19 protein-coding genes are annotated in these 22,702 nt (G+C 62.7%); 12 read left to right on the forward strand and 7 right to left on the reverse strand.

Annotation, left to right across the window (positions count from 1 at the left end):
- Positions 1-190 precede the first annotated feature (190 nt).
- The 5 genes from AC1Q67_RS04350 (at position 191) to AC1Q67_RS04370 (ending at position 6,159) form a co-directional block, all read left to right on the forward strand.
- Positions 191-1,264 (forward strand): branched-chain amino acid ABC transporter permease, encoded by a 1,074-nt coding sequence (locus tag AC1Q67_RS04350; protein ID WP_024920804.1) that lies wholly within the window; start codon positions 191-193, stop codon positions 1,262-1,264.
- Between the two features lie 57 nt (positions 1,265-1,321).
- The gene (locus tag AC1Q67_RS04355; protein ID WP_492235061.1) at positions 1,322-2,602 is read left to right on the forward strand and encodes an ABC transporter substrate-binding protein; all 1,281 of its coding nucleotides are present in this window, start codon (positions 1,322-1,324) and stop codon (positions 2,600-2,602) included.
- A 123-nt stretch (positions 2,603-2,725) separates the two neighbouring features.
- On the forward strand, positions 2,726-3,565 hold the full coding sequence (locus tag AC1Q67_RS04360; protein ID WP_492235060.1) for an ABC transporter ATP-binding protein: 840 nt from the start codon (positions 2,726-2,728) through the stop codon (positions 3,563-3,565).
- 110 nt (positions 3,566-3,675) lie between these two features.
- Positions 3,676-4,908, forward strand: coding sequence for a phenylacetate--CoA ligase family protein (locus tag AC1Q67_RS04365; protein WP_024576246.1), 1,233 nt, complete (start codon positions 3,676-3,678; stop codon positions 4,906-4,908).
- A 51-nt stretch (positions 4,909-4,959) separates the two neighbouring features.
- Positions 4,960-6,159 carry a CaiB/BaiF CoA transferase family protein gene (locus AC1Q67_RS04370; RefSeq protein ID WP_492235059.1) on the forward strand — a complete coding sequence of 400 codons (1,200 nt, stop codon included), beginning with the start codon at positions 4,960-4,962 and terminating at the stop codon, positions 6,157-6,159.
- 138 nt (positions 6,160-6,297) lie between these two features.
- Here AC1Q67_RS04370 and AC1Q67_RS04375 read toward each other — a convergent pair whose 3' ends face one another.
- Both AC1Q67_RS04375 and AC1Q67_RS04380 read right to left on the reverse strand, forming a co-directional pair.
- Entirely contained in the window at positions 6,298-7,746 is a 1,449-nt protein-coding gene (locus AC1Q67_RS04375; RefSeq protein WP_492235058.1) for a hypothetical protein, read from the reverse strand.
- A gap of 96 nt (positions 7,747-7,842) precedes the next feature.
- On the reverse strand, positions 7,843-9,129 hold the full coding sequence (locus AC1Q67_RS04380; protein ID WP_492235057.1) for an MFS transporter: 1,287 nt from the start codon (positions 9,127-9,129) through the stop codon (positions 7,843-7,845).
- Positions 9,130-9,384: 255 nt separating this feature from the next.
- On the opposite strand from AC1Q67_RS04380, the gene AC1Q67_RS04385 reads away from it, so the two are divergent.
- Positions 9,385-9,666, forward strand: a complete 282-nt coding sequence (locus tag AC1Q67_RS04385; RefSeq protein ID WP_034473646.1) for a hypothetical protein — start codon at positions 9,385-9,387, stop codon at positions 9,664-9,666.
- On the opposite strand, the gene AC1Q67_RS04390 is transcribed toward AC1Q67_RS04385, so the two are convergent.
- A complete protein-coding gene (locus AC1Q67_RS04390) occupies positions 9,579-10,982 on the reverse strand; it encodes an amidase family protein (RefSeq protein WP_492235056.1) in 1,404 nt (467 codons plus the stop codon). The two genes, AC1Q67_RS04385 and AC1Q67_RS04390, sit on opposite strands and share 88 nt — an antisense overlap.
- A gap of 156 nt (positions 10,983-11,138) precedes the next feature.
- On the opposite strand from AC1Q67_RS04390, the gene AC1Q67_RS04395 reads away from it, so the two are divergent.
- A complete protein-coding gene (locus AC1Q67_RS04395) occupies positions 11,139-11,501 on the forward strand; it encodes a hypothetical protein (RefSeq protein ID WP_492235055.1) in 363 nt (120 codons plus the stop codon).
- 115 nt (positions 11,502-11,616) lie between these two features.
- Here the strand turns inward: AC1Q67_RS04395 and AC1Q67_RS04400 are convergent, their stop codons facing one another.
- The 4 genes from AC1Q67_RS04400 to AC1Q67_RS04415 all read right to left on the reverse strand — a co-directional run bounded on the left by AC1Q67_RS04400 (position 11,617) and on the right by AC1Q67_RS04415 (position 16,066).
- Positions 11,617-13,128 (reverse strand): tripartite tricarboxylate transporter permease, encoded by a 1,512-nt coding sequence (locus AC1Q67_RS04400; RefSeq protein ID WP_492235054.1) that lies wholly within the window; start codon positions 13,126-13,128, stop codon positions 11,617-11,619.
- Positions 13,129-13,148: 20 nt separating this feature from the next.
- Positions 13,149-13,688 (reverse strand): tripartite tricarboxylate transporter TctB family protein, encoded by a 540-nt coding sequence (locus AC1Q67_RS04405; protein ID WP_492235053.1) that lies wholly within the window; start codon positions 13,686-13,688, stop codon positions 13,149-13,151.
- Positions 13,689-13,764: 76 nt separating this feature from the next.
- Positions 13,765-14,745 carry a tripartite tricarboxylate transporter substrate binding protein gene (locus tag AC1Q67_RS04410; protein ID WP_492235052.1) on the reverse strand — a complete coding sequence of 327 codons (981 nt, stop codon included), beginning with the start codon at positions 14,743-14,745 and terminating at the stop codon, positions 13,765-13,767.
- Positions 14,746-14,854: 109 nt separating this feature from the next.
- Complete coding sequence (locus AC1Q67_RS04415) at positions 14,855-16,066, reverse strand: pyridoxal-phosphate-dependent aminotransferase family protein (protein ID WP_492235051.1); 1,212 nt, start codon at positions 16,064-16,066, stop codon at positions 14,855-14,857.
- Positions 16,067-16,273: 207 nt separating this feature from the next.
- Between AC1Q67_RS04415 and AC1Q67_RS04420 the strand changes: the two genes are divergently transcribed.
- The 5 genes from AC1Q67_RS04420 (at position 16,274) to AC1Q67_RS04440 (ending at position 22,689) form a co-directional block, all read left to right on the forward strand.
- The gene (locus AC1Q67_RS04420) at positions 16,274-17,014 is read left to right on the forward strand and encodes a GntR family transcriptional regulator (RefSeq protein WP_492235050.1); all 741 of its coding nucleotides are present in this window, start codon (positions 16,274-16,276) and stop codon (positions 17,012-17,014) included.
- A 225-nt stretch (positions 17,015-17,239) separates the two neighbouring features.
- Positions 17,240-20,224, forward strand: coding sequence for an FAD-binding and (Fe-S)-binding domain-containing protein (locus AC1Q67_RS04425; protein WP_492235049.1), 2,985 nt, complete (start codon positions 17,240-17,242; stop codon positions 20,222-20,224).
- A gap of 22 nt (positions 20,225-20,246) precedes the next feature.
- Positions 20,247-20,678, forward strand: a complete 432-nt coding sequence (locus tag AC1Q67_RS04430; protein WP_024576258.1) for a GlcG/HbpS family heme-binding protein — start codon at positions 20,247-20,249, stop codon at positions 20,676-20,678.
- Between the two features lie 17 nt (positions 20,679-20,695).
- The gene (locus tag AC1Q67_RS04435; RefSeq protein WP_492235048.1) at positions 20,696-21,880 is read left to right on the forward strand and encodes a CaiB/BaiF CoA transferase family protein; all 1,185 of its coding nucleotides are present in this window, start codon (positions 20,696-20,698) and stop codon (positions 21,878-21,880) included.
- A gap of 17 nt (positions 21,881-21,897) precedes the next feature.
- On the forward strand, positions 21,898-22,689 hold the full coding sequence (locus AC1Q67_RS04440) for an enoyl-CoA hydratase (protein ID WP_492235047.1): 792 nt from the start codon (positions 21,898-21,900) through the stop codon (positions 22,687-22,689).
- The last annotated feature ends 13 nt before the right edge of the window (positions 22,690-22,702 follow it).

Here is a 22,702-nt window from a genome sequence, read left to right on the forward strand (position 1 = left end):
GGATGGCACACGTAAAATTTAAGGTCTGCCACCGGCTCGATTTACCCCCTCTCCCCGTGGGGGAGAGGGTTGGGGTGAGGGGGTTACATGCCTCCGCAACGCGCGCCCCGTCCCCCCTCACCCGCCGCGCTTCGCGCGTCGACCTCTCCCCCGTGGGGAGAGGTGAAAACAAGTTCGAGCGTATCTGATCATGGCAGGCCAGACCCTTCTCCCCGCAGGCGATTACCGCACCACGTACGCAGCCGACACCACCGTGTTTCCGACCACGACCAGCCGGAACATGATGATCCTCGGCATCGTGCTGATCTGCTTTGCGCCTTATGTGCTGAATGAGTATTCGCTCAGCCTGCTGATCCAGATCGGCATCTTCGGCATCGCCGCGCTCGGCCTCAACATCGTGGTCGGCTTCACGGGACAGATTTCCATCGGCCACGCCGCGTTCTTCGGCTTCGGCGCATTCACTTCGGCCTATGTGTCGAGCAAGCTTCACGTGCCGGTGTTCTTCGCCATTCCGCTATCGGGCGTGGTCACGGCGCTGGTCGGCCTGATCTTCGGCCTCCCCGCTGCGCGGCTCAAAGGCCTCTACCTTGCGATTGCGACGCTGGCGGCGCAGTTCATCCTGCTCGACTTCTTCTCCCGCGCCGAATGGTTCACCGGCGGCAGCGTTCCGGCCCATGCGGACGCGTTCTCGATCTTCGGCAAGACCCTGCGCGGCGACCGGCAGTATTTCTATGTGGTGCTCGCCTACGTGATCGTTTGCTATCTGCTCGTCACAAACCTGATGCGGACGCGTGACGGGCGGGCGCTGGTCGCGGTGCGCGATCACTACCTGTCCGCCGAAATTATGGGCATCAACCTCACCAAATACCGGACGCTTTCGTTCGGATTGGCTGCATTTTTCGCCGGCGTCGGCGGCGCACTTTACGCGCATTATAATCAAGTCGTCTCCAACGAAGGTTTCGGCATCGACCGTTCGATCATCTTCCTCGCCATGATCATCATCGGCGGTATCGGCTCGATCATGGGCACGCTGCTCGGCACCGCCTTCATGGTGCTGCTGCCGGAATCGATGGAGTGGATCAGCGCCGCGCTCAACGGCAGCGCGATCGATCATGCGCTGGGACTGAAGAACAACATCGCTTTCTTGCGCGAGATGGCCATCGGCGTCATCATCATCGTCTTTTTGATCTTCGAGCCGGATGGGCTTGCTCACCGGTGGCGGCAAATCAAGGCTTACTGGAAACTCTACCCGTTCTCGCATTGAGGTCGGAACGGGACAGACAATAAGAAGACCTCGAGAGGAAACCGGAGGATTACGCTTATGATGACGAAAACCTTTCTGAGCACCGCTGCTCTGGCGGTGATGCTTGGCGGCTCATCTGCCCTGGCGCAGGCGCCGATCTCGCTGGGCCACCTTGCCGATTATTCCGGCGCGACATCCGACGTCGGCACGCCTTTCGGACAGGGCGTCGCCGATGCGTTCGCCTATGTGAACAAGAACGGCGGCATCAACGGCAAGCCGGTGAATGTCGACACCGTCGACTACGGCTATCAGGTGCCCCGCGCGATCGCGCAGTACAAAAAGTGGTCGGGCGGCGACAAGGTCGCGGCCATTCTCGGATGGGGCACGGCTGATACCGAAGCCCTCACCGGCTTCCTGTCTGAAGACAAGATCCCGGACATCTCGGGCTCGTACTCGGCGGCGCTCTCCGATCCGACCGGCGCAGGCGGCAAGGGCAAGGCCGCTCCCTACAACTTCTTCTACGGTCCAAGCTATTCCGACGCGCTGCGCGGCATGCTGACCTGGGCCGCCGAAGACTGGAAGTCCAAGGGCAAGCCGGGCAAGCCGAAGTATGTCCACATGGGCGCGAACCATCCGTATCCGAACGCGCCGAAGGCTGCGGGTGAAGCGCTTGCCGCCGAACTCGGCTTCGACGTGCTGCCGGCGATCGTGTTCGCGCTCACGCCGGGCGACTACAGCGCGCAGTGCCTGACGCTAAAGAGTTCGGGCGCCAACTACGCCTATCTCGGCAACACCGCAGGCTCCAACATTTCCGTGCTCAATGCCTGCAAGGCAGCCGGCACCGACGTGCAGTTCATGGGCAACGTCTGGGGCATGGACGAGAACGCCGCGAAGGCCGCAGGCGCTGCCGCCGACGGCGTGGTGTTCCCGCTGCGCACCGCTGTCGCCTGGGGCGGCAATGCTCCCGGCATGAAGCTGGTGCAGGACATCTCCAAGATGTCGGACGCCGCGGGCACGGCCTATCGTCCCGTGCATTATGTCGCCGGTGTCTGCACCGCGCTCTACATGAAGGAAGCCGTCGAGTGGGCTGCCAAGAACGGCGGCGCGGTCGGCGAGAACGTCAAGAAGGGCTTCTACCAGAAGAAGGATTGGGTGCCGGCCGGAATGGAAGGCGTCTGCAATCCCTCCACCTGGACCGAGAAGGACCATCGCCCGACGCTGAAGGTCGACATCTATCGCATGAAGGTGTCCGGCGCGACCGACGCTTCGGTTGCCGATCTCGTCAAGGCCGGCACCATCAAGCTCGAGAAGGTGAAGACCGTCGACCTGCCGCGCAAGAACGAATGGCTCGGCTGGTAAGCACTGAAGATGGCCCGGGTGGGGGAAAGATAACCACCCCCACCCGGCGCGTTGCTCGCTTCGCTCTCTACGCGCCACCCTCCCCACAAGGGGGAGGGATGAAGAAACCGAACGGATGTTGACGTGCAAACCGAAACCGTGACCACCGCAAAGCCTGCTGTCGCGACCGCAGCCGCACCGCTGCTGGCCGTGCGCAACATCGAAGTCGTTTACGACAACGTCATCCTCGTGCTGCGCGGACTGAGCCTCGACGTGCCGAAGGGTGCGATCGTCGCACTGCTTGGCGCCAACGGCGCCGGCAAGTCGACCACGCTGAAGGCGATCTCGGGCCTGCTCAAGACCGAGGACGGCGAAGTCACCCGCGGCGAAATCGTGTTCGACGGCGAGCGGGTCGACGGCATCGATCCCGACAAGATCGTGCGCCGCGGAATTTTCCAAGTGATGGAAGGCCGCCGCATCATCGCCGACATGACCTCGCTGGAAAACCTGCGGCTCGGCGCGTTCACCCGCGGCGACAAGAACGTCGATGACGACATCGACATGGTCTACAAGTATTTCCCGCGCCTCAAGGAGCGCACCGGCCTCGCCGGTTATCTCTCCGGCGGCGAACAGCAGATGCTGGCAATCGGCCGCGCGATGATGGCGCGCCCGAAGATGATCCTGATGGACGAGCCGTCGATGGGTCTGTCGCCGCTGCTGGTCAAGGAAGTGTTCGGCATCATCAAGCAGATCAACCGCGATCTCGGCGTCACCATTCTCCTTGTCGAGCAGAACGCGCGCGCGGCCCTCTCGGTCGCGAGCCACGGCTACATCATGGAACAGGGCAAGGTGGTGCTCGACGGCACCGCCGATGAGCTGCGCAACAACGAAGACGTCAAGGAATTCTACCTCGGCGGCGCGGGCGACCAGCGCAAGAGTTTCAAGAACCTGAAGAGCTTCAAGCGCCGCAAGCGCTGGCTGTAACCACATCCGTCATTGCGAGCGGAGCGGAGCAATCCATAGGCAGCAGCGCCAGGCAAGGCTGGATTGCTTCGTCGCTTCGCTCCTCGCAATGACGAACAAATGGACTACCTATGACCAACTATTACGACGCCCTCGAAACACGTTCGCAGTCCGAGCGCGAGGCCGACATGTTCGCGCGGCTGCCCGGCGTGCTGGCCGCAGCGGCAAAGGCGCCCGCCTATGCGGCGCACTTCGGGGGCATCGACCTGAAATCCATCACCAGCCGCGACGCACTGGCGAAACTTCCGGTGCTGCGCAAGTCCGAACTGCCTGCCCTGCACAGGGCCGCGCCGCCGTTCGGCGGCTTCGTGGCCTCAAATGCGGGATCGTTCGGCCGGCTGTTCACTTCACCCGGACCGATCTTCGAGCCGGAAACTGCCGCTGACGATCCGTGGCGGGGCGCGCGCGCGATCTTCGCTGCGGGTTTTCGTCCGGGCGACATCGTGCTCAATACTTTCAGCTATCACCTCACGCCCGGCGGCTTCATCTTCGACACGTCGGCCCGCGCGCTCGGCTGCGCCGTGATTCCGGCGGGGCCCGGCAACACCGAGCAGCAGTTCGAACTGATCGAAGCCTATCGGCCGGTCGGCTACTCCGGCACACCCGACTTCCTGAAGATCCTGCTCGATGCGGCGGACAAGACCGGACGCGACGCGTCCTCGATCAAGCGCGCGGTGGTGTCCGGCGCGGCGTTTCCGAAATCCCTGCAGGAAGAAATGAAGGCGCGCGGCATCGATGCCTATCAGAACTTCGGCACCGCCGACCTCGGCATCATCGCCTATGAGACCAAGGCGCGCGAAGGCCTCGTGGTCAATGAGAACATCATCGTTGAAATCGTGCGCCCCGGAACCGGCGATCCGGTGGCCGAGGGCGACGTCGGCGAGATTGTCGTGACCACGCTGGATACCCATCACCCGGTCGTTCGCCTGGCGCTCGGCGATCTCAGCGCCGTGCTGAGCGGACCGAGCCCCTGCGGACGGACCAGCATGCGCATTAAGGGCTGGATGGGCCGCGCCGACCAGACCACCAAGGTCAAGGGGATGTTCGTGCGCCCGGAACAGATCGCCGAAATCGGCAAGCGGCACCCGGAACTGGGCCGCCTCCGCCTGATTGTGACCCGCGACAGCGAGACCGACGCGATGACGCTTTCGGCCGAAACTGCAACCCCTGCTGACGCATTGCGGGATGCGGTTGCGTCGACCCTGCGCGCCGTGACAAAGCTGTCCGGCAATGTCACTTTCGTCAGCCCGGGGTCTCTGCCCAACGACGGCAAGGCGATTTCGGACGAACGCAAAAACGATTGACGGGCCGCCTACCACCGGCGGCCCTGACAGAAACACAGGGAACACGCCGAAATGGGAATTTTCGAAGGTCTCAAGGTCATCGACTGCGCGAGTTTCATCGCGGCACCATCCTCCGCCACCGCGCTGTCCGACTTCGGGGCCGACGTTATCAAGATCGAGCCGCCCGGTGCCGGCGATCCGGTCCGCAACCTGCCCCACCTGCCGGGATACCCAATCAGCCCCCACAACTATGCGTGGATGCTGGAAGGCCGTAACAAGAAGAGCCTCGCGCTCGATCTGAGCAAACCCGAGGGTCAGGCCGTGATGCGCAAGCTCGCCACCGAATGCGACGTGTTCATCACCAACTTCCCGCCGCCGGTGCGCAAGAAGCTCGGCGTCACCTGGAAGGATCTCGCGCCGCTCAACAGCCGCCTGATCTATGCCTCGTTCACCGGCTACGGCGAGACCGGCGCGGAGGCCGACAAGCCGGGCTTCGACAGCAATGCCTGGTGGGCGCGCTCCGGCCTGATGGACCTCGTGCGCGAAACCGACGAGACCACCCCGGCCCGCTCGATGCCCGGCATGGGCGACCATCCCTGCGCCATGTCGCTGTTCGCCGGCATCGTCACTGCCCTCTATCAGCGAGAGAAGACCGGCAAGGGCACGCAGGTGATGTCGAATCTCATGGTCAACGGCATCTGGTCGAACGGCATCTACGCGCAGGCTGCGCTGTGCGGCGCGACCTTCCAGAAGCGCCCGCCGCGTGACCGCGCGCTGAACGCCGTGACCTGCCACTACAAGTGCGCCGATGATCGCTGGATCATCCTGTCGCTGCTCAACGAAGAGAAGCAGTTCCCGGTGTTCGCCAAAGTAATCGAGCGCGAGGACCTGCTGGCCGATCCGCGCTTCGAAACCAAGCCCGCACGCCACAAGCATGCGCCGGAACTGATCGCGATCCTCGATAAGGTGTTCGCGACCAAGCCGCTGGCGCACTGGCGCAAGGCACTCGACGGCAACGGACTCATTTTCGGCGTGGTCGGCATTCCGCAGGACATTCCGGACGACGAGCAGATGCGCGTGACCGAGGCTGTCGTGCCTTTCGCCGACAGCGACCTGCGCACCATCAACACGCCGATCTTCATCGAGGGTGCGAAGAAGGTACAGCCGCGCATGGCGCCGAACGTCGGACAACACAGCGACGAGGTGCTGGCGGCGGCGGGCTTCAACGCCGCCGAAATCGCCAAGATGCGCGCCGCGGGAATCGTGGCTTAACCCCCTCTCCCCGCATGCGGGGAGAGGTAAGGAAACGCAATCATCCATCCATCGTCATTGCGAGCGAAGCGAAGCAATCCACCTTTAAGGAGAATGGATTGCTTCGTCGCAAGCGCTCCTCGCAATGACGACGTTGCATTACTTCTCCTTCGGAAAACAGAATCCGATCCGCGCATCCTTCGCGCCGGTTGCCTGACACGTCAGGCCGTCAGCACAGGTCCATGACGTAAAGCTCTTGTCGGACGCAACATTCTCGCCCGCGACAGCGCACGTCGCGCCCCAGCCGTTCAGATAGGTCGTCCCGGTCAATTCATTGGCGCGGCGGGCCTGTGGCCGCGCAGAGAAACCGCGCGAGAAATCCGGGCTACGGCCATCGCGAAATGCGCCGAGAACATCGCGGCGGCGCTCCTGATCGCCGAAGAAATGCGGCGACGCTGCCGCCACCACCGCACCTGCCGCCCATTCGGGACGCTCCCTGCCCGGAAAATGAAAACCGCCGACCGCGCGGGTCTGATGGCAGCCGCTGCAGGTCATGTCATCGAGACGGCGCGCGAAGCCTGCCGGAGATTGCAGATTTTCGAGCGGCGCGTTTGCAGATGCCTTCGCTAAAGCCGCACCAATCTCGTCGTCGGCCAACAACTCGCGAGCTCTGTCGTCAGGATTTGTCTGCGCAGGCGTCACGTTGATGACGCTCGTTGCAAGAAAGCGGTCAGGCAGCACGATGGCCCCGCGGTCAAGCTCCGCGATGTGTACCGGATCGAGCAGCCATCCCTTGAAATCCGCAAGCAGCTTCTCATCGCGGCGGATGCGCGCCGCGTCGATCTGGTTCTCCATCGGAGATTCCACGAAATTCAGTCCGTCGAAGCGAAACACCTTCATCAGATAGTCCGCCCGGCCCTCGAAGTCATTCGCATCAGCCGAGGCGCGCGCGATCTGCACATTGATTTCGATCCGGTCGATGGCGTCGCGCGTGATCCATTCCAGCGCACCGCCTTTTGCAGTGAGCATCTCCGTCTGTTCGGATGCGGGCGGCTGATCGGCCAGCGCCAGCCAGCGCCGGGCGAGTTCGGCGCATGTGGTATCCGCGCCTGCAGGCTTCGCCTTCATGATGAGATTGAGCGTCATCGGCAGCCGCGCGGGCGGATCGTCCTTGTTCCTGGAATCGTGATTGGTGATCGGCCGATAGATCAGACGGATTTCGCCGCACGTCTCAGGCGAAACAAATGCGCGGTCCATCCGGTTGACAATGCCTGCCAGATCGAAGCGCGTGCCCGGCGCGTTCAGTGCATCGCGGTCGAACACAAACAGCGTGTCGAGATCGTCGTGGTGATCGAGGACATATTTGTTGAAATCGCGATCCGCCGTTTCCTGAGCCTGCGTCATCGATGGCAGCGCGAACAGATCGGCGGCTGCGGCGCTGGCTTCCGCACCCAGCAGCCTGCCAAGGCTCAGTCCCGTCTCGTCAAGCTGACGCAGCAGGACGGGATCAGTGATGGCAGCACCCCGTTCCATCGGCGGAGCAGCGCCCGCCGCGACCGGCAGCAGGCATATAAGACAAAGCATCTGGAGAATTGCGCGCGTTCGCATGGCATTGTTCTGCGACGTCATCGGCGCTTTGCCAAGTCAAAGGTTGGCGAGCAACCGACGATAAAAAGTGCAAGCCTTCCGGAATAAACGCGTGTTCTAGACCGGTGCATCGGCAGGGTCCGCGCCGTCCCGCCATTTGCGCAGCCGCGCCACCGCGATGAACAGCAGCGCTGCGCCTGCCAGCGCCCAGCACAGGATCGGCGTCCATTGCAGCAGCGCCTCGTAAGCGGCATTTTTCGTCAGGCCGCCGCCGACGGCTGCGATGCGCGCGAATGTCGCCAATGCCAATGCGGAGAACATCAGGCCGAGCACCTTGCCCTCGGCACCGCCGCTGACCGCGATGGCGGCCGCGACCGCGCTCATCAGGATGCAGCCCCATGCCGCACCGGCGAGGAACTGCATGGCGATCATGGTGTTCAGCCCGGCCGCGTTCTCCATACCGAACACCGCGCCGGCGCCCAATAGTCCCGCGCAGCCGATCACCAGCAGTCCGCCGAGCCGCCGCGTGATGAAGCTTGCCGGAAACATCGCGATGTTGAAGCCGATCCAGTACACCGGCATCAGCCATTGCAGGTCGGGCTGCTTGGCGAAGCGCAGGAACAATTGCGCACTGTTGACGCTGAAATGCAGCTGATAGCCGAGCGCGAGAACAAGCATCGCGGCAATAAAGACCAGCGCGAGAACGCCCCATGATTTCGGCACCGCGAGCGGCGTGCGTTCCGGCGCGCTCAGCTTCCCCTCGCGCAGCCGGCGCTCGATCCACGACATCGAGAGCGCGGTGAGCAGCAGCACCACCGTGGAGATCACAAACGGGATGCGCGGATCGTGATTGCGCAGCACGACGCCAAGATACGGCGAGATCGCACCGGCGATGCCGTAGCCCAGCATCGTGAGGCACGACAGGATCGGAATCGATGGCTTCGCGGCAAACTTCCCGAGCAAGGCGAGCGGCGGCGCACGCAGCGCCGACGACGTCACCACCCAGGTCATGGTAAGCGCGATCAGCACGATCTTCGCATCCGGTCCGAGTTTGGCGACGAACGGCAGCGCGAGGAACGCAGCGCACGAGACCACCGTCAGCCAGATCACGACACGGCTGAGCCGTCCGACAATCGGTGTCATGCGGTCTGCCGCGATACCCATCAGCGTGTCGGTGATGGTGAAGACGGCCTGATCGACCAGAAGGATGACAACCACCGCGCCAGGCGGCAGTCCGACCTTGGCAGCGAGCTGCGGCAGGTAGACGACATAAACGGTCCAGCCCAGCGTGAAGAACAGTTGCAGCAGCGCGAGATAGACGCCGACCTTGCCGTTGCCGCCGGCGACGGCAGTCTCACGCGTATTTGCTGGATCGCTCCGCTCCGCCGTTTTGACCACGCTCATGTCCGCCCCAGCCAAACACCTGTTAAACAATAGGACCGGCGCTTGCGCCGTCGCAAGCGGCGGCGGATCGGCCGTTTTGGTTGGACGCCCCGGCAGCAAGCTCGGTTCAACGCCGAATTGCCTCGTTGCGCCAAGGGATTGCCCGGCGAATCACGTTTTGGTGGAAAGTTCGGCGGTCTGCGGGACTCGCCCTGAACGATTCGCTAACATCGGCGTTGGTGACTGCAGGCCATATGCAGACACAGGAGCCGCACCATGACGACGGCCAAAGCAGCGACAGAGGCTGTCTCGTTCGACGAGCAAATCAAGCATGCCCGAGAACTCGTCATCGAAGGGCACCGCCTGCTTTATGTCGCCAACCGCGATCTCAAGGCCGGACGCAGCGTCGTCCGGCGCACGCAGCAGCTTCTCGCCGACACGGAAAGCGTCTTCAACGCCAAGCGCCGCTTTCAGGCCGATACCGGATCAATCGGGCTTGGCGGCACACCGCCCGCCTCGATGGCCTCGCCCGCCGCAAGGCAAAGGTCCTCTCTGTAACGTCCCGCCACGATCTGCACACCGACTGGCACGCGGCCGACCAAACCGGTCGAGACCGTCAGGCCCGGCATACCGATGAACGGCAGCGCAATCTGCGGCATCTGCGCCCGAAGCACACGGTGCAGCGAGGCATCGCCCTTGAGATCGAGCTGCCATTCAAAGGGCAGTTCGCCGCAGGGCGGCATCACGATCACGGCATAGGTCTCGAAGAACATCTCCCACGCACGCACCAGCGTCGCGCGCCGGGTCAGCAGTTTTGAGAACGCCGCGAGATCGAGCGCGCGCGCGACCGATTCCTGGTCGCGCAGAACGGCCAGCGCGCCGGGATCGCCCTCGCGCTCGGCCATGTCCCGCAACGCGTCATAGCCGTCCGACAGCCAGAGCTTCATCTGCAGGTCGGCCGCCTCGGCGAACGGCGGGATCTCCGTGATCTCCTCGACAATCCAGCCCGCCCGCTCCAGTCGCCTGCCCGCATCGGCGACGGCGTCGCTGACCTCCTTCACGGTGTCCAGGCCATCCGGGCGCAGGCAGATCGCCGCGCGCTTCTCCCGGCTCGGCCCTTCCAGCGGCGCGGGCACCCACCACGGATCGCGCGGATCGCGCTGCGACATGGCATGGAACGCCAGCCGCACATCGCCGACGGTTCGCGCGAGCGGACCGGAGACCGCCGTGATCTGCGGGCCGATCGGGCGCTCCGGCGACGACGCGTTGAAAGCCGGGATACGCCCGACGGTCGGCCGCAGGCCGTGAACCCCGCAGGCATAGGCCGGGTAGCGGATCGAACCCGCGATGTCGGTGCCATGAGCGATATGACCGATCCCTGCGGTCACGGCCGAAGCCGCCCCGCCCGATGAACCGCCGGGGGTGATGGACGGGTCGCGAGGGTTGCGCGTTTCGCCATGCAACAAATTTGTCGTAAACCAGCGGGCGGAGAAGGCCGGTGTGTTGGTCCGCCCGACAATGACCGCGCCCGCCTTGCGCAAATTGTCCACCACAGGACTGTTGGTCTGCGCCACAAGGTCACGCTGCAGCTTCAATCCGTTCGTGGTAGCGAATCCGGCCTGATCGACGTTGACCTTGATGGTGATCGGCACACCGGCGAGCGTCCCGGGATCCGAGCCCTTCGCAATCGCGGCATCGACCGCGTCGGCCTGCGCCAGTACCTCAACCGGCCGGTGGTCGATCACTGCATTGAGTACCGGGTTGACTGCGTTCAGCCGGTCAAGGGCGGCCTGAGCGGCTTCCCTGGCGGATATTTTTCGGGAACGGATGTGCGACGCAAGTTCAGTAGCCGAGAGACGCCAGATGTCGTTCATTACAATTCCTGACCATAGACCGTTGCTGCATTACTCTTGCGGCCACTATAGTAGCGGCGAAATGCTCCTGCTCAATGGCCCTGACCTGATTTCCGGATTCCTGGGCAATGACGCTTCGGCAATCCGTCCATGACTTGAACTTTCGGGATTTCGACCATGAAGACGATCATCGCCGCCGCCATCGCTGGAGTCTTTCTCAGCACAACCGGCATCGCCTTTGCCGCCGAACCCGGAGACAAGGTCAAGATCTCGATCGAGAAATGGCGCAAGCCCGGCTCCAACAACGCCGGCACCGCCGATATCACCGTCACCAACGACAATGACTTCGCCGTGAAGGACATCCGCGTGAAATGCGATTATATGTCCAAGACCGGCGGCCGGAAGATCGAGACCGACCAGAGGCTGGCTGTGACCGTCAAGGCGAAGACCACCAAGCTGTTTAAGAAAACGAAATTCCCGTTCATCGATCAGGAAGCCGCCGAAGGCTCCTGCAAGGTCACCGGCGCGACGCAGGTGTAACTCCTCACGTCATCGCGAGCCAACGGTCCGGCTTCGCCGGCCCGATGATAAACTACGCGATGCAATACAGCCTTGGACTCAGCTGGATTGCTGACGCTCCTCGCAATGACGAATGCTACGCCCGTACCGGGCTTTCCTTGCGTCCGAAGCTCGCGAAGATCCGATCGATCACCGGCCAAAACAGCAGCACGATCGCGAGTGTCGTAATCGAGCCGACAAGGCCGTTCGACCAGAACACCTTCACGCTGCCGCCCGAGCCGATCATCGCGAGACGGAATGCATCTTCCGCGCGGCTGCCGAGCACCAGCGCGAGCGTGAACGGCGCCAGCGGAATGCCGATCTTCTTGAAGACGTAGCCGACCACGCCGAACAGCAGCATCAGCCAGATGTCGAACATCGCATTCTGGATCGCGTAGGCGCCGATGGCGCAGGACACCACGATCATCGGCGCAATGGCCGCGAACGGCACGCGCAGGATCGAGGCGAAAATCGGAACGGTAGTCAGCACCAGCACGAGGCCGACGACGTTTCCGAGGTACATCGAGGCGATCAGGCCCCAGACGAAATCCTTGTGTTCCACGAACAAGAGCGGACCGGGATTGAGGCCCCACACCATCAGGCCGCCGAGCAGGATCGCTGCGGTGCCGGAGCCGGGAATGCCGAGCGCAAGCATCGGCAACAGCGCGGCGGTGCCCGAGGCATGCGCGGCGGTTTCCGGCGCGAACACGCCTTCGATGCGGCCCTTGCCGAAGGATTCCTTGTCCTTGGAAAAGCGCTTGGCGAGATTGTAACCCATGAAGGACGCGGCGATCGCGCCACCCGGTGTGATGCCGAGCCAGCAGCCGATGAACGATGAGCGGATCAGCGTGGCCCAGTACTTCGGCAGATCCATCCAGACGCCGAGCACCGTGCGCAGGCTGATACGCGCCGCATGGCCGCGCAGCGCCAGCCGCTCTTCCATGGTGAGCAGGATTTCGCTGATGCCGAACAGGCCGATCACGGCCACGAGGAAATTCACGCCGCGCAGCAGATCGTTCGAGCCGAACGTCATGCGCAGTTGGCCCGACACGGTGTCGAGACCGACACCCGCGAGCAGAAGTCCCAGCGCCATGGAGATGACGGTCTTGTGCTTGGCTTCGCGGCCAAGGCCGACGAACGAGCAGAAGGTCAGAAGGTAGACCGCGAAGAATTCAGGCGGGCCGAACTTCAACGCGAAACCGGCAATGCTCGGCGCGAGGAATGTGATCAGCATCACTGCGACCAGCGAGCCGATGAAGGATGACGTGAAGGCAGCCGTCAGTGCTTCCGCGGCCTTGCCCTGCTGGGCCATCGGATAGCCGTCGAAGGTGGTCGCGACCGACCAGGCTTCGCCGGGAATGTTGAACAGGATCGAGGTGATCGCGCCGCCGAACAGCGCGCCCCAATAGATGCATGACAGCATCACGATGGCCGATGTGGGGTCCATCGAGAATGTGAGCGGCAGCAGGATCGCGACTCCATTGGGGCCGCCAAGCCCCGGCAGCACGCCGACGAAAATGCCGAGTACCAGCCCGACCATCATCAGCGCGAGAATCTTCCACGTGAAGAGAACCGCGAAACCGTGAAACAAGAGGCCAAGTGCTTCCATGATCCTGTCCCGGTTCTGGCTTAGCGTCCGAAGGCCGCTTCAAGCGGACCCTTCGGCATGATGACGTCGAAAGCGATATCGAAGGTCACGAACATGATCGCGACGAAGATGAAGGCAGTGAGCAGCGACTTCCACCACGTGATTTTGCCGATGATTCCCATGAAACCCGCGATCAGCAGGAAGCTCGCCACGTAGAGGCCGAGCCACTGCATCGCCAAACAAAACAACAGTGTCGGCACGAAGACCTGAAGCACGCGGCGGAATTGCGCGCGGGTCACGAATGTCTCCAATCCCTCGCTGCGCTTGAGCGCCACGCTGACGAATCCATAGAGCGCTGCGCCGCCAAGAATGATCGAAAGGTAGAACGGAAAGTAACCGGCCTGCGGACCGGTGTCGTCCCACGATGCGCCGGTGCGCCAGTTGTCAAAACCGAGCAGCACAGCAAGCCCAAGCAGCAGCGCCATGACCGCCATCTCGACGGTGCGCGTATTGGTGATCGCAGGCGAATTCTCATCCGGCGCGTTGGGATCCTCAACGACGATTTCGATGTCTTGAGCCATGAGTCCGCCCCGGCTGATGTAAGAGAAAAATGGCGCCGCCGCTTGGACGACGGCGCCAGGGCCCCGATTGGCGAGGCTATTTTGCGACGAAGCCTGCTTCGGTCATGAGCGACTTGTTCAGGGCATCGTCTTCTTCAAGGAATTTGAGCATGTCCTTGCCGTTGAGATAAACGGGCTTCAAGGCCTGCTTCTCCATATATTCCTTGTATTCCGGGGTCTGCGTCACCTTCTTGAACAGGTCGTCGTAGAACGCGGTCTGCTCGGGCGTGACCTTGCCGGGAAGGAACATCGCGCGCAGCATCAGGTACTGCATGTCGAGGCCTTCTTCCTTGCAGGTCGGGATATCATTCCACGACTGCGTCTCGGTGACCTTGGTCTTGTAGGAAATGCGTTCCTTGTCGAACACGCACAGCGCACGCACCTGACCGGCGCGCCAGACTTCAAGATTTTCCGACGGGTTGTTGACGTTGGCTTCGGTGTGATTGCCGACGAGCTGGGTCGCCGCCTCGCCGCCCGACTTGTAGGGCAGATAGGAGAACTTCGCGCCGGTCTTCTTTTCCATGAAGACGGTGAGCACGTGGTCCTCACGCTTTGAGCCCGTGCCGCCCATCTTGAACGGCGAGCTTGAGGCCTTTGCGGCAGCAATGAAGTCCTTCACGGTCTTCGGGCCAGATGCGTTGTCCCACAGCACGAACTGGTCCATCGCGATCACCGAGACCGGCGTGAGTTCGCGCCAGTTGAACGGAATCTTGGCCGACAGCGGCAGCATGTAGATCAGCGAATAGGCGATCAGCACCTTGTTCGGATCGCCGTCGCTGCCCTTCATGTACATCAGGGCTTCGGCACCCGATGCGCCGCCCTTCAGCGACACGATGATCGGCTGCTTCATCAGATTGTTCTTCTGGATCGCAGCCTGCATCATGCGGGCCATCTGGTCGGAGGCGCCGCCGGCGCCGGCTGCAACCACGATTTCGACCGGCTTGGCCGGCTCCCATGCGAGAGCTGGCGTTGCCGCCAGCAGCGCAAGCACACTTGTCGCCTTGATGAGATTCTTCATGCAGTCTCTCCCTGTCGCATTTGTGAAGCCCGGCGCTGGCCGGACCTTGTTTTGGTTTCCGCTATCCTGCGGATTTTGAATTCAGATCGCAGACGCCGCCAACGCGGCGTTACGCCACTGCCGTCTTCGCCTGCGATGCCTTCGCATCGCGTCCGGTCAGAACACCCATCGCGGACATCACACCGCCCGAACGATGCGGCACTTTCGCGAGATCGAGCGCCATCTCGACGCCCGCCAGCGTGCCCATCAGCATCAGGTCGTTGAAATGGCCGAGATGGCCGATGCGGAAGACCTTGCCCTTGATCTTGCTGAGACCTGCGCCGAGCGACATGTCGAAATTGTCGAGCGTGACCTTGCGGAACTGGTCGGCATCATGCCCCTCTGGCATCACCACCGCGGTCAGGATCGGCGAATATTCGCGCGGATCGAGACACAGGTTTTCGAGGCCCCAGGTCTCGACGGCTGCACGCGTCGCCGCCGAATAGCGCTTATGGCGGGCGAACACATTGTCGAGCCCCTCTTCCAGCAGCATCGCGATGGCTTCCTTGAGGCCATATAGCATGTTGGTCGCGGGCGTGTAGGACCATGAACCGCCCTTGTTGGCGCCGATGATCTCGTGCCAGTCCCAATAGGACCGCAGCGAGCTATTCTTCTTCGAGGCTTCCAGCGCCTTGTCGGACACGGCGTTGAAGCCGAGACCCGGCGGCAGCATCAGCCCCTTCTGCGAGCAGGACACGGTGACGTCCACACCCCACTTGTCGTGCTCGTAATCAATCGAGCCGAGCGACGAAATGGTGTCGACCATCAGCAGCGCCGGATGTTTCGCGGCGTCGATGGCCTTGCGGATGTCGTGAATGCGGCTGGTGACGCCGGTGGAGGTCTCGTTGTGGACCACCATCACCGCCTTGAAGCTGTGGGCCTTGTCCTTCGACAGGCGGGCCTCGATGTCTTCGGGGGACGCACCATGACGCCAGTCACCCGGCACGAACTCGACATCGAGCTTCAGCTTGTCGGCCATCGCGCGCCACAGCGTCGCGAAGTGGCCGGTCTCCACCATCAGCACCTTGTCGCCGGGCGACAGCGTATTGACGATGGCGGCTTCCCACGCACCGGTGCCAGACGACGGATAGATGATGACGGGGTTCTTGGTCTTGAAGACCTTCTTGGAGCCTTCGATGACCTCGAGGCCGAGCTGCGCGAATTCAGGCCCGCGATGATCGATGGTCGGCATGTCCATCGCTCGCAGCACGCGATCGGGAACGTTGGTCGGCCCCGGAATCTGGAGAAAGTGCCGCCCGGTATGGACTGAGGCGTTGGACATCGATCGGCGCTCCCTCAAGATCTTGTTTACAATTTTGCATGCAATAAATTGTGCACCGCAAGATTTTCTTGAAATGGATTGTATTCAAAATTTTCTTCTTCACAACAGAAAAATCGAGTATCAATACACTTATCGGCACAAAGCGTGTCGCGGCTGGCTGATTTGGAATGAAATCCAGCTTGTCACCTCTCTGGAAGGCTTTGGATTTTGAATAATCTTTTGCGAACCAAGTCGCTGGAAATCGTCGAGACCTCGCCGGCCTCGCTGCACGATGACCTGCTGGGCCAGATCCGCGACTTTATCGTCGAGGGGCATCTGGAGCCGGGCAGCCGCATTCCCGAGCGCGAATTGTGCGAGAAGTTCGATGTCTCGCGCACGCCGCTGCGCGAGGCCTTGAAGGTGTTGGCGTCGGAAGGCCTGATCGAACTGCTGCCCAACCGCGGTGCGCGCGTCCGCCAGTTCTCCGAGCAGGACATCCGGCATCTGTTCGAACTGATCGCCGGGCTCGACGCCCTCGCCGGCCGCGCGGCCTGCGAACGGATCTCGGACGAGGACATCGCCGCCATCGAGCGCATGCATCTGGAGATGTACACACACTATATCCGCCAGGAACTGACCGACTATTTCCGCCTGAACCAGAAAATCCATCAGGCCATCGTCGATGCCGCGGCGAATCCGTTCCTGAGTTCGAGCTACGCCACCGCGAACGCCATGGTCCGCCGTCTGCGCTACTCCGCCAACCTTCTGCGGCGGGACCGGCTCAGCGACGCCATGCGCGAGCATGAAGCGATGGTCGATGCCCTGCGTCGCCGCAACGGCGAGGAACTCGGCAAGCTGATGTTCGATCACATGCGCGGCAAGTGCGATGCCGTGTGCGAGTACATGCGCGAACATCAGCCAAGCGGACGCGCGGCGGATGTCTCGGCGCTGCGCGGCGAAGAAAATTGACGTTCCTGCTCGTCATTGCGAGCGGAGCAACAAACGTAGATGAACTCCCTCTCCCCAATGGGGAGAGGGTTGGGGTGAGGGGATCTAGATGCCTGAATTGAAATTCGTACCGCCTCACCCGGCGCTTCGCGTCGACCTCTCCCCCTCGGGGAGAGGTGAAGAAAGAGCCAGTTCGCTTCGCTCGCAATGACGGCTTTTAGGGCCACCCAGAGTACCGAGAACCAAATGGCTCAGCAGAAGGCCGCAACCGGAAACGCCATCGCGCAGGACAGCGCCCTCGCCGCACGCCTCAGGCGCGAAGTCAGCGGCGATATCCTGTTCCATCCGTTGGATCGCGGCCGCTACGCCACCGACGCGTCGTTCTACCAGATCAAGCCGCTCGGCGTGGTCGTTCCCCGCACCATGGACGACGCGCTGCGCGCCATGGCGATTGCGCGCGATGACGGACGCATCGTGACGCCGCGCGGCGGCGGCACCTCGCAATGCGGCCAGACTGTCAACAGCGGCATCGTGGTCGATGTCTCGAAGTATCTGAACAGAATCATCTCGCTCGATGTCGAGAAGCGCACCTGCGTGGTCGAGCCCGGCATTGTGCTCGACGATCTCAACCGGCAACTGAAGAAACACGGCCTGTGGTTTCCGGTCGACGTCTCCACCGCCTCGCGCGCCACCATCGGCGGCATGGCCGGCAACAATTCCTGCGGCGGCCGCTCGCTGCGTTACGGCACCATGCGCGACAATACCATTTCGATGGACGCCGCGCTGGCCGACGGCACCCTGCTGCATTTCGGCGAAGTACCGCGCGACATGGCTTGGCAGAACACCGAGATGCCGGGCCGCGACCTGTTTCGCGACATGCTGGCGCTCGGTGAGCGTGAGGCCGGTGAGATTGCGGCGCGCTTCCCGCATGTGCAGCGCCGGGTCGGCGGCTACAACCTCGATGCGCTGACACCGCAGCCCGTCAACAACATGGCGCATCTGCTGGTCGGCTCCGAAGGGACGCTCGCCTTTACCACCCGCGTCGAGCTGAAGCTGTGGCCGCTGATCGGTGCGAAAGTTTTCGGCGTCTGCCACTTCGGCAGCTTCTATGAAGCAATGGACGCCACGCAGCATCTGGTGAAGCTGAAGCCCATCGCGGTGGAGCTGGTCGACAGCACCATGATCGCGCTTGGCCGCGACATCGCGATGTTCAGGCCGACTATCGAAGCCGTGGTGAAGGGTGAGCCGGAAGCGCTGCTGGTCGTCGAATTTGCGGAGGCCGATCAGACCGCCAACCTCGCAAAGCTCAAGCAGCTCGCCGACCTGATGGGCGATCTCGGTTTCGGCTGGGATCAGCCAAAGCGCAAATGGGGCGGCGTGGTCGATGTGATCGAGCCCGCAATGCAGGCGGCGATCACTGACTTCCGCACCTCCGGCCTCAACGTCATGATGTCGATGAAGCAGGAAGGAAAGCCGGTTTCCTTCATCGAGGACTGTGCAGTGCCGCTGCCGCAGCTCGCCGACTATACCGACCGGCTCAACCGGATTTTCGAGAAGTACGGCACGCGCGGCACCATGTATGCCCACGCCTCCGAAGGCTGTCTGCACGTCCGCCCGGTGCTGAATCTCAAGCTCGAGCACGACGTCAAGACCATGCGCGCCGTCGCCGAAGAGACCTTCGCGATGGTGCGCGAATATAAAGGCTCGCATTCCGGCGAACACGGCGACGGAATCGTGCGCTCGGAATTTCACGCGCAGATGTTCGGCGAGCGGATCGTTCATGCCTTCGAGGAAGTGAAAGAGCGCTTCGATCCCGGCAACACGCTCAATCCCGGCAAGATCGTGCATCCGCCGAAGATGGATGACCGTTCGCTGTTTCGTTATGCGCCCGGTTACAAGGTCGCGGACATCAGGACGGTGATGGACTGGTCGGCGTATCCCGGCGCGGCTGGCGGTTTCCAGGGCGCGGTCGAGATGTGCAACAACAACGGCGCCTGCCGCAAGCTGGAGGGCGGCGTGATGTGCCCGTCGTATCGCGCCACCCGCAACGAGAAGGACGTGACCCGCGGCCGCGCCAACACGCTGCGGCTGGCAATCTCCGGCCAGCTCGGTCCCGATGCGCTGTCGTCGGATTCCATGATGGAGACGATGAAGCTTTGCGTCTCCTGCAAGGCCTGCCGTCACGAATGCCCGACCGGCGTCGATATGGCGAAAATGAAAATCGAAGTGCTGGCCGCACGCGCCGCGAAACATGGCCTCACCCTGCGCGACCGGCTGGTCGGTTACCTGCCCCACTATGCCGGGCTCGCCTCGCGTTTCCCGTGGCTCGCCAACCTGCGGAACCGCAGCGGCATTCTCCGTACCCTGTTCGAGAAAATCGCCGGCATCAGCGCCAGGCGTGATCTGCCGGAATTCCGCAGCGATGTGTTCGCGCCGGCTGGAATTGCCTTTGGCCCGGAAAACGGCCGCGAGGTGGTGCTGTTTGCCGACACCTTCAACCGCGCCTATGAGCGCGAAAATCTCGATGCCGCGCTGCGCGTTCTTGTCGACGGTGGCTATCGCGTTCACCTGCCCCGCGCGCTCGATGGCGGACGGCCGCTGTGCTGCGGCCGCACCTTCCTCTCGGCGGGGTTGGTCGAGAATGCGAAGGCCGAACTCACGCGCGTGGTCGAGACGCTGATCCCGTTTGCCGCGCGCGGCGTGCCCATTGTCGGCCTTGAGCCAAGTTGCCTCCTGACCCTGCGCGATGAACTGCTGTCGCTGCGCTCCGACGATGCCGCGAAGAAGGTCAGCGCTCATGCGCTGCTGTTCGAGGAATTCCTGGTGCGCGAGGCCGAGACCGGCCAGTTGAAACTGCCACTCGGCGCCATCGACAAGAGCGCGCATGTGCACGGCCATTGCCACCAGAAATCGTTCGGGGCGTTCGCGCCGGTGGAGAAGATTCTGCGGCTGGTGCCCGGCCTGAAAGTGGAAAAGATCGAGTCGAGCTGTTGCGGCATGGCCGGTGCGTTCGGCTATGGCGCCGACACCTATGACGTGTCGATCCAGATGGCGGAAGCATCCCTGCTGCCCGCTGTGCGCAAAGCTGCCGATGACGCGCTGATCGTGGCGGACGGCACCTCCTGCCGCCATCAAATCAAGGACGGTTCAGGCCGCGGCGCATTGCACGTGGCGCGCGTCCTTGCCATAAGTCTGGACAACGGCGCGGCGAAAGCCTCCGCTTCTTCCTGATCCCCTCCTCAAAGGACATATGATGACCGCCCTGACCCTCGACGTTGCCCGCAAGATTTCCGATGCCGCCCTCGCCAAGTGCCGGGAACTGAAACTAAAGCCGATGGCCATCGCGATCCTCGACGCGCGCGGCGCGCTCAAGACGTTCGTGGCGGAAGACAATACCAGCCTGCTGCGCGGCGAAGTCGCCCATGGCAAGGCTTACGGCGCGCTGGCGCTGGGCATGGGTTCGCGCGCGATCTTCAAGCGCGCCAACGAGCAGCCCTATTTCGTCGACGCCATCAACACCATGGCGCGCGGCGCGCTGGTGCCGGTACCCGGCGGCGTTCTCATCAATGACAAGGACGGCAACCTGCTCGGCGCCATCGGCATCAGCGGCGACACCTCCGACAACGACGAAACCGCGGCCCTCGCCGGCATCGCCGCCGCAGGCCTCGTCGGCAACGCCGGGTAATCTCTTCGGAGAAATCGATGACGTTTCCGCGCGCCTCGTCCGCCCTTTCGCGCTTCACGGTTCTGGATCTCACCCGGATTCGTTCCGGGCCGACCGCCGTGCGCCAATTGTCGGACTGGGGCGCGAACGTCATCAAGATCGAGGCGCCGACCGACCTCGCCGATAGCGAGCAGCCGGGCGGGCCGCGCAACGGCCCGGACTTCCAGAACCTGCATCGCAACAAGCGCGCGATGACGCTCAACCTGAAAGACCCGAAAGGTCTTGAGGTATTCAAGCGTCTCGTCGCCAAGGCCGACGTCATCGTCGAGAACTTCCGTCCCGACGTGAAGGACAAGCTCGGCATCGATTACGCAAGTATGCGCGCGATCAACCCGCGCCTCGTCTATGCCAGCATCTCCGGCTTCGGACAGGACGGGCCTTATGCCAAGCGCCCCGGCTTCGACCAGATCGCCCAGGGCATGGGCGGGCTGATGTCGATCACCGGACTGCCGGGACAGGGCCCGGTGCGCGCCGGCATTCCTGTCGCCGACCTCACGGCAGGACTTTTCTGCGCGCTCGGCATCATGACTGCGCTGCTGGAGCGCGATGTCTCGGGCGAAGGCCAGTGGGTGCAGACCTCGCTGCTGCAGGCGCAGATATTCATGCTCGACTTCCAGGCCGCACGTTGGCTGGTGGACGGCGATGTGCCGCAGCAGGCCGGCAACAATCATCCGACCAGCATTCCGACCGGCGTGTTCAAGACCAGCGACAGTTTCATCAATATCGCCACCACCGGCGGGCGAATCTGGGAGCGCTTCGCGCAGGCGATCGAGGCCCCGGACCTGCTGACGCATCCCGACTACGCGACCATCGCGCTCCGCTCGAAGAACCGCGATGCGCTGAACGCCGCGATCGGAACGTACATGGCGAAGCGCACGACCGGCGAATGGGTCAGTATTCTCAACGATGCCGGCGTGCCGTGCGGCCCGATCTATTCCATCGATCAGGTCTTCGATGACACGCAGGTCAAGCATCTCGGCATCGCGCAAGCCTTACCCGATGGCGGCAAGCAGCTCGTCGGCCAGCCCTTCACGCTGTCGCGCACGCCGAGCCGCATGGCTGCGCGCCCGCCACTCGTTGGCGAGCAGACACATGACGTGCTGACGGAATTCGGTTTCAGTGAACAGGAGATCGCCTCGCTCCAAAAGAGCAAGGTCGTCTGAATTTTAAGGATACGCTCATGGCTTCGACCGACAAGGTGATCTCGCGCAAGGACGGCAACGTCGGTTACGTGATCTTCAACAATCCCGAACGACGCAATGCAATGTCGCTGGAGATGTGGGAAGCCACCACACGGCTGATGATCGAATATGCCAAGGACGACAGCATCCGCGTCGTCGTGCTCGCGGGCGCGGGCGACAAGGCTTTTGTCGCGGGCGCGGATATCTCCAAATTCGGCGATGAGCGCTCGACCGAGGAAGGCGTCCGGAAATACAACGATGCGGTGGAAGCCGCTTATGCCAGCGTCCATGAATTTCCGAAGCCCACCATCGCGATGATCCGCGGCTTTTGCGTCGGCGGCGGCATGGGCATCGCAAGCTGCTGCGACCTGCGCATTTGCTCCGAAGATGCGCGCTTTGCCGTTCCCGCCGCCAAGCTCGGCCTCGGCTACGGCTATCCCGGCGTGAAGCGGCTGATGGACGTCGTTGGCCCCTCCTTCACCAAGGAAATCTTCTTCACCGCGCGGCTGTTCGAGGCCATGGAAGCGGTCGAGATGGGCCTCGTGAATCGCATCGTCGAAAATGACGAACTCGAATTCTACGTCAAGAACTACGCCGCCACGATCGCCGCCAATGCGCCGCTGACGGTGGATTCGATCAAGTTCATTGTCGGCGAAGCCTGCAAGGACGAACTCAAGCGCGACATGAAGCGCTGCGAGGATCTGGTCGACGCCTGCTTCAAGAGCGAAGATTACAAGGAAGGCCGTGCGGCCTTCATGGAAAAGCGCAAGCCGCTGTTCAAGGGGCGCTGAGCGCGAAAACTTA

The sequence above is a fragment of the Afipia sp. GW823-FHT06G09 genome, assembly GCF_058794875.1.